Below are 12,827 nucleotides of genomic sequence, written 5' to 3'. Positions count from 1 at the left end.
TTGGGTTCTGATGATGATTATATTTATGTTGACCATAGTCATGATGATTCAGGTTTGGATGAGGATGCTGATGAGCCTAGGGTTGATTTGGGTTCTGATGATGATTATATTTATGTTGATCACAGTCAGGAGGAGGATTCAGGTTCTGATAGCCAAGATAATGTTTCTGATATTGCAGAAGAGTCTTCAGTTTATCAAAAATCCAAAAGAACCAATTTTGTCAAGTCCATCATTTCAGATGTTGTAGGTGGTGAAACTAGGTTGGAACCTCAGGAAGTCAAAACAGTTAAGGGTGAATTCATTGATGATGATGAGGAACCGTTGCATAAACCTGCTCCAAAGGATGATTTGGTTGTTGAAGCTGAAATCATTGGTGATGATGAATTTGATGACTATGATGAGGAATTAAACATCTTCAATGATAATCTGCCTGACTGGGATAATGATGATGACGATGTGTTAAATATTGTTGATGATGCCAAAAATGATTACTTGGATGAAACATTTGATGATGTTGAGATTGATGGGGATAAGAAAGTATTTGATTTAGAGGATGATGATTTAGTTCAAGAATCACAAAATAACGATTCAAATAATGAAGTTGAAATCAATTCTATTGAAGATAATGAAGACTTTATTCAAAATGATGCAATGGTTGGAGAAGTTGATAAAAAAGTTACTCAGGAACCTATACCGGATGATGGGGTTACTTATTATAAGGGTTCAAATGATGTGACAAGCAAACTCAGAAAAAACAATTTCTACTATGAAGAAGAAAAGCCACGTTCAGTCAAGGAATCTATCAAAGGAATCAAAAAGGATATGAAATATATCAACAAGTCCTTAAAAGAAATAGAAAATCCAACAAAAATCGACTATGTCTCTGTAGTTGACAGGACTGAGGAATATAATCCTGCAGACTATTTAAATATGCCAAGTGATGATGATTCTGATAAAATTATAGAAAAAGAGGAAGAATTGACATTTGCCGAAAAAGAGGAAATCAGAATAGAAAGGGAAATGAAAATGGATGCTCTTAAAAAAGAAATCCAAAGTGATGAAAATGTGATAGTTCCAGTTCATGAACAACACAGAAGAGAAGAGCTAAAAGATCAAGCTTTAGAGGATATCATCCAATCTGCAAATGAAGATTATAAAGAAATTGAAAAAGAAAGATTCAGGCAGGACAATCAACTTAAAGCATTTGACAATCATAAGCTTCCTGGCAAAAAGAAACTTGAAGATAACATTGTAGATTATGTCCAGTCATCTGATATTGGTTTGAACTCTTCAGATGACTTGTATAAGAAACCTATAGACAATGTTGCAGATTCCGTTAAACTGATTGTTGATATTGAAGGACCAATTCATGTTAGTGAAGTCACAAAAAGAATAAAAGACAGCTGCAATATCAAACGTGCAGGAGCTAATTTGAAAAAAACTGTTAATTCAGCTATTGAAAATGCAGAAAGCTCAGGTAAGATAATTAAAATTGGTGACTTTTTATATGATGCTTCAAATAATAATGTACTCATTAGAAAAAGGAATAAACCTAATATAGACTTGATTTCAGATGAAGAGATAGCAAAAAGTATAGAACTTGTATTGACATACAATCAGAATGTCTCAACAAAACAAATTGCAAAGGAAACTTCACGTAATTTTGGATTCAAATCAACATCCAAAAAGACAGCAACAAGAATTAATGGGGTTCTTGATTTAATGATTGCAAATAATAGAGTTAAAATCGATAATGATATTGTTGAACTTAAATAGAGTGTGTTATGTCAACTAAAGTCAAATCTCCCGATAATCTGCCAAGTAAGCCTGGTGTATATATAATGCGTGATGAAACAGACACCATCATATACATTGGAAAGGCAAAAAACCTTATCAAGAGAGTCAAATCTTATTTTAGAGAAAAGCTGGACAGGCCTAAAACTCAAATTTTAATGAGTCATTTTCATAGTTTGGAATATATTGTTACCAATTCTGAAAAGGAAGCACTGATTTTAGAAGCCACTTTAATTAAAAAGCATCGTCCCAGATATAATGTTCAACTGAAAGATGATAAGAGGTACCCTTACGTTAAAATAACCAATGAGGATTTTCCAAGATTGGTAATTACAAGAAATGTTACAAAAAATGGTATTTATTATGGGCCATTTACTGATGTGGGTTCTGTAAAGCAAACTGTAAAGTTTTTAAAATCATTATTTAAAATAAGAACCTGTCGCAATATGGATGGGCCATGCCTGAATGCTCAAATCGATTTGTGTTATGCTCCCTGTGATGGAAAAATTACAAAAGAGGAATATGCTGAAATAATAAATAAAATTGATTTGTTTTTCCAGGGGAAATACTCAACAATAGTTAAAAACCTGAAAAAAGAGATGATGGGTGCTGCAGCAAATGAGGAATTTGAAAAAGCTGCAGTTATTCGAGATCAAATTTCTTCAATTGAAGAGATAATGGAAAAGCAGTTTGTGGATTTGGTTGACGATGACTTGGACCAGGATGTCATAGCCATTGCTCCTGGTGAAAATGAGGTTGTTGTAATAATAATGCCTATTAGAAACGGTAAAATTGTAGGTCGTGACGACTTTTTGATGAGTGCATCACAATATGATTCATCATCTGAAATCATGTTTGCTTTTATTCAACAATATTATGGTTATAACAGACACATTCCAAAACAGATTCTTTTGGATGAAGATATTGATGATAAAGAGTTATTAGAGGATTGGTTAAGTGATTTAAGAGGAAATAAGGTTAAAATTAAAACTCCTCAAAAAGGTGTTAAATTAAGACTTGTAAAAATGGCAAAGAAAAATGCGGAAATAATCAAACATCAGAAGAAAAAAATGGAAGATGGATTGATAGAGCTTAAAAAATACCTCAAACTTGAAAAATTGCCTCGTGTAATCGAGGGATATGATATCAGTAACATTTCCGGTAAGTTTGCTGTAGGTTCAAAAGTATCGTTTAAAGATGGAAAACCCAACAAAAAAATGTATAAACATTTCAAAATGGAAACTCCAGGACCTAACGATTTTGCTATGATGGAGGAATTGTTGACTCGCAGATTAAAAATGGTTGATCGTGACCCCGAACCTGACCTGATAGTGATTGATGGAGGTAAGGGACAGTTAGGTATGGCTTGCGGTGTGCTTGAGAAATTAAATTTAACTCATATTCCGATTATTGGATTAGCTAAGGAATTTGAGGAAGTATTTACTCCTAATTCATCACGTCCGATTATTATTCCTAAAAACAATAAAGCATTGTATTTGCTTCAGCAGGTTAGGGATGAATCTCATCGATTTGCAATTACTTATCATAGAAAACTTCGCAGTAAGAATATTTCGGCGTCTTCACTGGACGATATTGCTGGTGTAGGCAAAAAAAGGAAGATTGCTCTTTTAAAAGAATTTGGCAGTATTGATAATATTAAAAATGCTTCATTGGAGCAGTTATACAAAACCGAGGGCATAAATCAAAAAACGGCGGAAAATGTCTATAATTATTATCACTAACTTCTAAGTATTTTTTACAATAAAAGACTAATTTTCCATTAACTTTAAATACAAGTTTTTTAATAATCTTTTTATAACAGAAATAAAAAGGTTATGTTATATGGTTAAATGTCCACGGTGCGGGTATGAGAATTCCTCCTCTGCCGTATATTGTGATAACTGTGCCTATCTTCTTGCCGATGATGATGGTAAAAAAATTAATATGGTTCGGCGAGAAAGTAGTTGGAATATGGGCATAGCTAAAAAAATTGTAATAGTGTTGGGAATTGTTATTGTAATGTTTTTATTATTCTCTTTTGTATATAACAACACTCAACCGACAGAACAAGAATCGTTAAATGTTATTACTGATGATGGGAGTCATCTGCAAACTTCTTCTTATCCTTATAAAGTTAAAATTCAATACAGCGGAAGTTGGTATGCTGAAATGGGTGATCCAAACTACCTTATAAAAGAAGCAGACTATGGTTCTAAAACTTATACTCTTGATTGCGCTGCATGGGAAAGAGTTTCTCTTGATGTGCAAAAACAGGATTGGGGTGAAGAGGAACTTTCCGTTCAACTTATAAGAAATGGTGAAGTTGTAGCTGAAAATTCAACTACAGATGCTAATGGTAGGATTGTAATACATTACAATTATTAGATTTGATTGATTTTTTCTTCTAAAAGCTCCACAAGCTCATCGGTTTTATATAATCTGATTTCCTGGGAATCTTTGTCCTTGAATATCTTTATGAAGCTAATCATGTCATTGCATAATTGCTCATATTGGATACTTAGTGTGTTAAAGTTATTCAGTAGTCCGAATGCCTTTTGCTGGTCTAATTTTGGATTGTCTTTTAAAATCCTTTCAATGTTGGCAAAATGTGTTTCAATCATGATTTTTTCTTCTTCTAATGTATCTAAATATTCTTGAATTTTGTTATCGCTAGCCATTTTTATCACTTGTTTTTAGATATTATTTTAAAAATATAAATAGTTTCACGAATATAAATTGTACTATTATAAAGGGGCATTAAGAATGATAAAAGTTGAAAATGTAAGTAAAGCTTATGAACTTGATGATGGAACAAAAGTAACTGCACTTAATGATGTCAGTTTCGAAGTAAAGGAAGGAGAAATACTTGGAATCATGGGAAAAAGTGGTTCAGGTAAAACAACACTCTTAAGAGCTTTAAGAGGTGTTGAACATATTGACGGCGGAACTATTGAAGTGGGAAAGGTAAAAGTTACATCCACATCTTCTCAATTTTACTATAATAATCTAAAAAAGGAAACTGCAATTCATCTTCAAAGGTCTTTTGGATTATGGCCGGATACAGTACGTGAAAATGTCTTGCGTAAGTTATATGCCAGAAGATACTTTGATGAGGGTGACACTAATTTTGAAGTGGCTGAAAGTGAATTTGGCGCTGAAGCTGATGAATTGTTGGAACTTGTTTCTCTGACACATAAGGCAGACCATTACGCATCTGTTTTAAGTGGTGGGGAAAAACAGAGACTTATCATGGCAAGACAGCTCGCCAAACAACCTAAAGCTTTGCTTCTTGATGAACCTGCAACTATGGCATGCCCTAAAACAAAGCAAGAAATATTAGATGCAGTTAAAAAAATCAACAAAGAATTAAATATTACTGTAATACTTGTATCTCATTTGCCTGATGTCCAAAAATATTTAGCAGATAGGGTTATTTTACTTGAAGATGGTGAAATTGCCGATGAAGGCTCACCTGATGAGATTTGTGACAAATTCATGGAGGGGATGGATGATATTGTGGATATCCAAAACATCTCAACAGATGAAGATGTCATTGATGTTAAGGATGTTTACAAAAGATTCTATTTATTGACTGGTGGTGAAGTGCTTCAGATTGAAGACATCAACTTTAAAGTCCAAAAGGAAAATATTTTAAGTATTATCGGACCGAGTGGTGCCGGTAAAACTGTGCTTTTAAGAATGCTTGGTGGATTGGACGATCCTGATAAGGGTGAAGTGTTATACAAGATTGATGAGGACACATGGGCAGATATTGATATTCCAGGCATGAATCGTATGAAAATTCGTTCAAAATTAGGTTTCATGCATCAGGAATTTGCATTAAGCCATTATGCGACAGTTCTAAATCAATTGGCCACTAGACTTGGGTATAAAAACCAGGACATTGTTAAAGATGCACAGGCAAGAGCCAAAAAATTGGGACTTAGTGAAGAATTGTTGGATTCATTTTACCTGTTAACTGATTTGCCTGAAAGTGAGGCTAAAGAACGTTTAAGGCAAGTTGGTCTCGATGGTGAAATATTAAATGATTTGTTCCCTAAATTCCCTGAAACTGCTACAAAAGAAGCTGTTGCAGATATTTTTGAAAGCCTTGACTTGGACATGGATATCCTGCACAGAAAATCCTATGAATTGTCAGGTGGTCAAAAGGTACGTGTAATGCTTGCATTAATTTTAATTTCAAGACCTAAATTCTTACTTTTAGATGAACCATTCGGTGATTTGGATCCAGTTACTTTAAGGGATGTAACTAATGCTTTAAAAACAATTTCCAAAGATTATGGAATTACAATTATTATGATTTCACACAATACTGACTTCATTAAAGAGCTATCCAATAGGGCAGTATTCATGGATGACGGTAAAATAATTGATGACAGTGAAGATATCGATTCAATTGTTGACAATTTCATTGATTTCTGTCATGCAGATTACCTTAAGGGTGAATAAGCATGTTTGATGTGATTTGTGTTCCCATTGACGGATCTGATTATGGATATGAGGCAGCTGATGTAGCTATCGAAATTGCTCAGAAATTCAACTCCAAAATAGCTGCAGTGCACGTTTTGGAGGAGTTTTCATTTAACAGTTATGATTCAGAAGAGGATTCCGGTGATGCAATTTTAGCAAAAATCACAAAAAAGGCAAGTTCTGTGGGTGTTGAAGTTACTGAACACTTGCTTACTGCTGACCCTTTAAGGGATATGAAGTTCATAATCAATCAAACTCGTGCAGATTTGGTTGTTATTCATGCACACGGTGCTAATAACAACAGATTTGTATCTTTTGAAGAAAATGAAGTCTCTGATACTCAAATTGGTTCTGTTTCAGAAAGACTTTTAAGAACATCTGATGTTCCAGTATTATTGGTTAAATAATACTTAAAACCTTTTTTTATTCTTTTTTTAGTTATTTTTAACTAAACTTTTAAATAATATAAAAATCTATATTATTCATAACATAAATTGTTTATATTATAGGAGATATTTTTATGATTGTTAAAGATTGGTGCTCATTCTGTGGTGAATGTGCAGGAGTTTGTCCAAGAAATTTAATACAAGTAAGAGAATACGCTTTAGTCTTTAATGACGATGACTGTAAAGATTGTGACACATGCATCAAAGCATGTCCAATTGACGCTTTAGAAAAAGAGGACTGATAATATGATTGAAACTGATGTAATTGTAGTAGGTTCAGGACCTGCAGGATCCAGTGCAGCAAAACACGCTGCATTAGGCGGAGCAAAAGTTATTTTAATGGATAAAAAATCTGAAATTGGTGCACCGAAAAGATGTGCTGAAGGTGTTTCAATCCAAGGATTGGAAAAATTAGGAATTGAACCTTCTCCTCGTTGGGTTACAAGTAAAATTGAAGGTGTCAGAATCCAAACACCTGATGGAACTGACATATGGTTAACTGAAGATGAAGTTAAATTGCCTGAAGCAGGTTATATCCTAGAAAGAAAAGTTTTCGATAAGCACATGGCTATGGATGCTGCAAGAGCAGGTGCTGAAATTAAAATCAAAACTTTAGTAACCGGTGTTGAAAAAATCAATGATGGTTACATTGTTGAAACAGAATGCATGGGAGAAAAAATAGATTACAAATGTAAAATCCTAATCGCTGCTGACGGTCCGGAAGGTCACGTTGCAAGATGGGCAGGACTCAGACCTGCTGCAAAAGCAAAAGAAATGGAATCAGGTATTCAATATGAAATGTGTAATGTTGAATTTGAAAAACCAAATGTTATTGAATTCTATTTAGGTTCCTGTGCTCCTGGAGGATACGTATGGATTTTCCCTAAAGGGGATGACATTGCAAACGTCGGTTTAGCTGTACTCCCTCACAAAGCTGAAAAAACTGCTAAAGAGTATTTGGATGATTTTGTAGCTAATTCTCCTTACTTGAAAAATGCTCAAGCGGTCGAAATGAATGTTGGAGGAGATCCTGTTGGTGGAATGACCAAAAAACTTTACGATGACAATATAATGGTTGTTGGAGATGCTGCAGGTCAAGTTAATCCATTAACAGGTGGAGGAATCATCTCCGGTATGACAGGAGGAATGTGTGCAGGTCAGGTAGCAGCTCAGGCTATCAAAGAAGACTGTTCCAAAAAATTCCTAAAACAATATGACGAAATGGCTCATGCAGAGCTTGATCATGAAATCAAAAGATACAAAAAGGTACAGGAATATTTACTTACATTAAATGATGATGAATTAAATGAACTTGGACATGAATTTGAAGGAGAAAGTTTTGAGAAAATCTCAACAACTGAAATTGTTAAAAAATTAATCAAAATATCTCCAAAAGCTTTACTTAAATTAGGTAAATTCATCTAAAGGTGTTTAAATGATTCTAGTTACTGGTGGAGCAGGTTATATTGGTTCCCATACCAATAAAGCCTTGCATAATGCAGGATATGACACAGTTGTTTTGGATAACCTTTCAAAAGGTTATGAAAATTTCGTAAAATGGGGAAACTTAGAAAACTATGACATTGGAAGTAGTGATTTAAGAGAAGTTTTTGAAAAGTATGACATTGATGGTGTTATTCATTTTGCAGGTTTTATTTCAGTAGCGGAATCTGTTAAAATGCCTCAAATGTATTTAAAAAACAATTATAAAAATACTTTAAATCTCCTTAAAGTAATGAGAGAATATAATGTTGATAAATTCATATTCTCATCAACCGCTGCTGTTTATGGAAATCCTGAGCAAATTCCAATTACTGAAGATTCAAATCTAAAGCCAATCAATCCGTATGGACACTCCAAATGGTTGGTTGAAAAAGCTCTTGAAAGAGAAGCTGAAAAAGGAGACTTCAATTATGTTGCATTAAGATATTTTAATGCATCCGGATGTGACTTTGACGGCCAGATTGGTGAATTCCATGACCCTGAAACTCATTTAATACCTTTGATATTGGATGCTGCTATCGGAAAGCGTGATTGCATCTATATTTATGGTGATGACTATGATACTCCTGATGGAACCTGTATCAGGGATTATATTCATGTAAATGATCTTGCTGATGCACATATTAAAGCATATGAATATTTATGTGAAAACAACGAATCTGATGTATTCAATTTAGGTAATGGTCAGGGATTCTCCGTTCGTGAAGTTATTGAAATGTGTAAGAAAGTCACAGGACGGGACTTTGAAGTTAAAGTTGATGAACGCCGTGAAGGTGATCCTGCAAGGTTGATTGCAGATTCTTCAAAAATCAAAAATAAACTTGGTTGGAATCCTCAATACGATTTGGAGCAAATAGTGGAATCTGCTTGGAAATGGCATCAAAAAATCAATGGAATTTAGGTAATCTTCATGGAATCAGATGCTCATGAGTCAAAAATTGACGTACGTATAATAGTGGGCGGTTTGGATATTGCACAGCTTGTATCAAAAGCTGTCAATAATATTCAACTTGAAAATGATTATAATATAATTGTTTCATCAATCATTCCAACTGTGGAACTCAGCATTGTTAAAAAGGTAGCTAATGGTGCTGATATTTTGCTTATTGGAGGTTATGGAAGTGATGAAACATATAATATTCTTTTCAATGAATTAAAAACTGATTTTAATCATATTGGTTTGTTTGACTATAATAACATCATTGTTGAAGACGAATCAATAGACTTTAAGCTTGCTGAAAAAGAAATTTTAAACTCAATAATTAAATCAACCTTATCTTATTCTTTAAATTTAATCAATATTCATACTTTGGAAAATAAGCTAATGAAAGTAACTCATAACTATAATAATCTGTTGGACGATTATAATCAAGTTATAAAGGAACAAGAAGTTTTAACACGTGAAAATAAGGAATTACGTGAAGATATTGATGAAATAAAATCTGATTTTTCTGCTTTTAAATTACGTTATGAGGATATTTATTCAAAAGAAATCTTGGAAATTTTTAATTTGGATGAACTGTGGCAGGATACTTTTCATCAGGATTTGAATGATGCAAAAAGAATAGTAATTGCTACAGACAAGTTTAAACCCGATAACATTATAGTTGGTCAGGGTTATATTGCTGCAGAGTCTAAAGCAAAGGCAATTGAATGGTTAAATATTGTTAGAACTGCATTGATATTCGTTGATGATAATGAAGATGATTTGAGAAAAGAATTAAATTCAAATAGTGAAACTGAGCCTTCAGAAGTTGAAGAGGATTATGAAATTCCAAACAATTTTGAAAACTTCTGGGACTAAAACATTAATTATTTTATATTAGATTAACAAAACTATAATTATACTATTTTGGGAGTTATCACATGCAAGGTGAAATGGAAGACAAGTGTGGTATTGTTGGATATCATTCAAAGGATGAATCTAAGGATGTCGCATCATTAGTTTATTATTGTTTATATGCTTTACAGCACAGAGGTCAAGAATCAGCAGGAATTGCTACATTCAATCCGAAAAAAGGTTTAAATTATTACTGTGGAATGGGTTTGATAACTGATGTTTTTAAAGACTATGAAATCCAGAATCTACAGGGTAACATGGCTGTTGGTCATGTAAGATACTCAACAACTGGCCAATCAAAACTTGAAAATTCACAGCCTTTTGTAACTGATTTTGATGATGGTTTCATTGCAATGGCTCACAATGGGGATATTGTAAACTCTGGTGAGTTAAAAGAGGAATTTATATCTCAAGGTTATGATTTCAAGTCTGATTCCGATTCTGAAGTAATCTGTTACATGCTTAAAAAAGAACATTATGACAATAATAAAAGTATAATTGAATCTATTGAAGCAGTTACCAAAAGACTTGTCGGATCTTATGCATTGACAATTCTTGTTAATGGGGATTTGTATGGTGTTCGTGACCCCATGGGTATCAAACCTCTTGCAGTTGCAAAAAGAGGGGATGATTATATTTTAGCTTCCGAAACTGTTGCATTTGATGTAATTAATGCTAAATATGTTAGAGACATTGTTCCTGGCGAAGTCGTATACTTTGAAAATAATGAAATTAACTCCCATATGTTGGATATCGCCGGTGACTGTAAATTATCTCACTGCATGTTCGAATATGTTTATTTTGCAAGGCCTGACAGCACAATCGATGGTATTAATGTTTATCAGACAAGAATGAACATTGGTCGTCAATTACATGAATTATATCCTATTGATGCGGATGTTGTTATTCCTGTTCCTGATTCATCAATTCCGGCTGCTATCGGATATTCAAGGGCTTCCGGAATTCCTTACGGTGAAGGTTTAATCAAGAACAGATATGTTGGAAGGACATTCATTATGCCGACCCAGGAAGAAAGGGAATTGGCGGTTAGGCTTAAATTGAATCCTATTAAGGAAGCAATCAAAGGCAAAAAGATTATTTTAATTGATGACAGTATTGTCAGAGGAACCACTTCTAAGCAATTGTTGGACTTAGTTAAAGAAGCGGAACCTGCTGAAATTCACTTTTTAGTTGGTTGTCCGCCTGTTGTGGCACCTTGTTTTTATGGTGTAGCTATGGCAACCAAAAAGGAATTGATTGCTGCTAATTACAGTATTGAAGAAATTCAGGAGCAGCTTGACATTGATACTTTAGGGTACATTACTTTACCTGCACTTGTTAAGGCTATTGGAATGCCTAAAGAAGATTTATGTCTGGGCTGTTTAAATGAAGAGTATCCTACTGAACTTCCTGACGATATTGAAGCTGAAACTTATTATAAACCTTAGATAATCATGGTTGAATTATTAGCTCCGGCAGGAAACTTCATTTCACTGCGTGCAGTACTTGAAAATGGTGCCGATGCAGTTTATTTTGGTCTTGATGATTATAATATGAGGGCCAATGCTAAAAATTTCAGTTTAGATGATTTGAATAAAGTTTCTGCTATTGCTAAAGATTATGGGGCTAAAACCTATTTATGTACAAATATTATTCTTAATGAAAGATTGGCAGATGAGTTAAATGCCAATCTGGAAACTATTTCATCATCAGAAATTGATGGACTTATTTTATCAGACATTGGATTGATTGAGGATACCGTTTCGCATGGTCTTGAAGCTCATATTAGCGTTCAGGAAAATGTGACAAATTCTTATACTTTAAAGACTCTTGAAAAGTTAGGTGCCAAAAGAGCAATACTTTCAAGGGAGCTTTCTTTAAGGGAAATTACTGAAATTACTCAAAAGTCACCGATTGAAACTGAAATTTTTGTTCATGGTGCAATATGCATGGCGATTTCAGGAAGATGCTTTTTAAGTTATGGATTGTATGGAAGAAGCGCAAATTGTGGTGATTGCCTTCAGCCATGTCGTAAAAATTGGACACTGACATATGAGGAAGGTGATGATAATGTCATTAACTTTTCGGATGTTGAGGATGAAAGTTTCATAATCACTGGCAGTGATGATGGAAGCTACAGAACTAATTTCTTCTCACCAAAGGACATGTGCATGATTGAATATATTCCTGAACTTATGAAAAGTGGAGTGGCATCATTTAAAATTGAAGGAAGGGCCAGAAGTCCCGATTATGGGGCTATGGTTACTGGAATCTACCGGGAAGCAATTGATGATTACATTAGGAACCCTTTGAATTATCATGTCAAGGACGAATGGATGGAAGAACTGATCAGTGTGTTCAATCGTGGATTTGACACTAACTTTTACTTTAACACACCGTTTGAGACAAGCGAAGACAACCAATCAAAATATATTAAAAGGGACATTGGTCAAGTTGTAAATTACTACAATAAGGTAAAGGCTGCTGAGATAAGAATATGGGATGATTTGAAGATTGGTGATAAGATAATTATTCAAGGCCAGACCACAGGCTCAATAACTCACACAATCGATTCCATGCAGATTGATGGTGAATCTGTTGATAATGTTAAAAAGGGATGCAATGTTGCCATTACAATTCCTGAAAAAGTACGTGAGAATGATTTTGTCTATAAATTAGTTGAAAGGGATTAAAAGTACAAAAAGATTTATTAAATATTTTTTTAATAATTTAATATGTACTTGGGGCTAATT

At 33.8% G+C, this 12,827-nt stretch carries 12 protein-coding genes; 11 read left to right on the top strand and 1 reads right to left on the bottom strand.

Going from position 1 to position 12,827, the window contains the following annotated elements; genetic code table 11:
- The 3 genes from IJ258_RS03250 to IJ258_RS03240 all read left to right on the top strand — a co-directional run.
- On the top strand, nucleotides 1–1,776 hold a 1,776-nt coding region (locus IJ258_RS03250; protein ID WP_292802835.1), incomplete at its 5' end, for a DUF3320 domain-containing protein.
- A gap of 8 nt (nucleotides 1,777–1,784) precedes the next feature.
- Nucleotides 1,785–3,536: an excinuclease ABC subunit UvrC gene (gene uvrC, locus IJ258_RS03245; RefSeq protein WP_292802832.1), complete on the top strand. Its 1,752-nt coding sequence runs from the start codon at nucleotides 1,785–1,787 to the stop codon at nucleotides 3,534–3,536.
- Between the two features lie 100 nt (nucleotides 3,537–3,636).
- Nucleotides 3,637–4,179 carry a zinc ribbon domain-containing protein gene (locus tag IJ258_RS03240; RefSeq protein WP_292802830.1) on the top strand — a complete coding sequence of 181 codons (543 nt, stop codon included), beginning with the start codon at nucleotides 3,637–3,639 and terminating at the stop codon, nucleotides 4,177–4,179.
- Here the strand turns inward: IJ258_RS03240 and IJ258_RS03235 are convergent.
- The gene (locus IJ258_RS03235) at nucleotides 4,176–4,472 is read right to left on the bottom strand and encodes a hypothetical protein (RefSeq protein WP_292802828.1); all 297 of its coding nucleotides are present in this window, start codon (nucleotides 4,470–4,472) and stop codon (nucleotides 4,176–4,178) included. The genes IJ258_RS03240 and IJ258_RS03235 overlap by 4 nt on opposite strands.
- 85 nt (nucleotides 4,473–4,557) lie before the next feature.
- On the opposite strand from IJ258_RS03235, the gene IJ258_RS03230 reads away from it, so the two are divergent.
- From IJ258_RS03230 to IJ258_RS03195, 8 genes are all read left to right on the top strand, one after another.
- A complete protein-coding gene (locus IJ258_RS03230) occupies nucleotides 4,558–6,264 on the top strand; it encodes an ATP-binding cassette domain-containing protein (protein ID WP_292802825.1) in 1,707 nt (568 codons plus the stop codon).
- 2 nt (nucleotides 6,265–6,266) lie between these two features.
- On the top strand, nucleotides 6,267–6,692 hold the full coding sequence (locus IJ258_RS03225; RefSeq protein WP_292802822.1) for a universal stress protein: 426 nt from the start codon (nucleotides 6,267–6,269) through the stop codon (nucleotides 6,690–6,692).
- A gap of 113 nt (nucleotides 6,693–6,805) precedes the next feature.
- Entirely contained in the window at nucleotides 6,806–6,973 is a 168-nt protein-coding gene (locus IJ258_RS03220) for a 4Fe-4S binding protein (protein ID WP_292609466.1), read from the top strand.
- Between the two features lie 4 nt (nucleotides 6,974–6,977).
- On the top strand, nucleotides 6,978–8,156 hold the full coding sequence (locus tag IJ258_RS03215; RefSeq protein ID WP_292802819.1) for an NAD(P)/FAD-dependent oxidoreductase: 1,179 nt from the start codon (nucleotides 6,978–6,980) through the stop codon (nucleotides 8,154–8,156).
- Between the two features lie 10 nt (nucleotides 8,157–8,166).
- Complete coding sequence (gene galE, locus IJ258_RS03210; RefSeq protein WP_292802816.1) at nucleotides 8,167–9,135, top strand: UDP-glucose 4-epimerase GalE; 969 nt, start codon at nucleotides 8,167–8,169, stop codon at nucleotides 9,133–9,135.
- Between the two features lie 9 nt (nucleotides 9,136–9,144).
- On the top strand, nucleotides 9,145–10,038 hold the full coding sequence (locus IJ258_RS03205; protein ID WP_292802813.1) for a hypothetical protein: 894 nt from the start codon (nucleotides 9,145–9,147) through the stop codon (nucleotides 10,036–10,038).
- A gap of 62 nt (nucleotides 10,039–10,100) precedes the next feature.
- Entirely contained in the window at nucleotides 10,101–11,522 is a 1,422-nt protein-coding gene (gene purF / locus IJ258_RS03200) for an amidophosphoribosyltransferase (RefSeq protein WP_292802810.1), read from the top strand.
- Nucleotides 11,523–11,528: 6 nt separating this feature from the next.
- Nucleotides 11,529–12,767, top strand: a complete 1,239-nt coding sequence (locus tag IJ258_RS03195; RefSeq protein ID WP_292802807.1) for a peptidase U32 family protein — start codon at nucleotides 11,529–11,531, stop codon at nucleotides 12,765–12,767.
- The last annotated feature ends 60 nt before the right edge of the window (nucleotides 12,768–12,827 follow it).

This window comes from Methanobrevibacter sp., from assembly GCF_017468685.1.
Lineage (GTDB): Archaea > Methanobacteriota > Methanobacteria > Methanobacteriales > Methanobacteriaceae > Methanocatella.
Note: the sequence above shows the minus strand (reverse complement) of the source record. Positions and strands in the feature narration are given on the sequence as shown.

Excerpts from the sequence above, each read along its gene's own strand:
- galE (WP_292802816.1), top strand. The coding sequence starts at position 8,167 with ATGATTCTAGTTACTGGTGGAGCAGGTTATATTGGTTCCCATACCAAT.
- IJ258_RS03235 (WP_292802828.1), bottom strand. The coding sequence starts at position 4,472 with ATGGCTAGCGATAACAAAATTCAAGAATATTTAGATACATTAGAAGAA.
- IJ258_RS03215 (WP_292802819.1), top strand. The coding sequence starts at position 6,978 with ATGATTGAAACTGATGTAATTGTAGTAGGTTCAGGACCTGCAGGATCC.
- IJ258_RS03195 (WP_292802807.1), top strand. The coding sequence starts at position 11,529 with ATGGTTGAATTATTAGCTCCGGCAGGAAACTTCATTTCACTGCGTGCA.
- purF (WP_292802810.1), top strand. The coding sequence starts at position 10,101 with ATGCAAGGTGAAATGGAAGACAAGTGTGGTATTGTTGGATATCATTCA.
- IJ258_RS03230 (WP_292802825.1), top strand. The coding sequence starts at position 4,558 with ATGATAAAAGTTGAAAATGTAAGTAAAGCTTATGAACTTGATGATGGA.
- IJ258_RS03205 (WP_292802813.1), top strand. The coding sequence starts at position 9,145 with ATGGAATCAGATGCTCATGAGTCAAAAATTGACGTACGTATAATAGTG.
- uvrC (WP_292802832.1), top strand. The coding sequence starts at position 1,785 with ATGTCAACTAAAGTCAAATCTCCCGATAATCTGCCAAGTAAGCCTGGT.
- IJ258_RS03240 (WP_292802830.1), top strand. The coding sequence starts at position 3,637 with ATGGTTAAATGTCCACGGTGCGGGTATGAGAATTCCTCCTCTGCCGTA.
- IJ258_RS03220 (WP_292609466.1), top strand. The coding sequence starts at position 6,806 with ATGATTGTTAAAGATTGGTGCTCATTCTGTGGTGAATGTGCAGGAGTT.
- IJ258_RS03225 (WP_292802822.1), top strand. The coding sequence starts at position 6,267 with ATGTTTGATGTGATTTGTGTTCCCATTGACGGATCTGATTATGGATAT.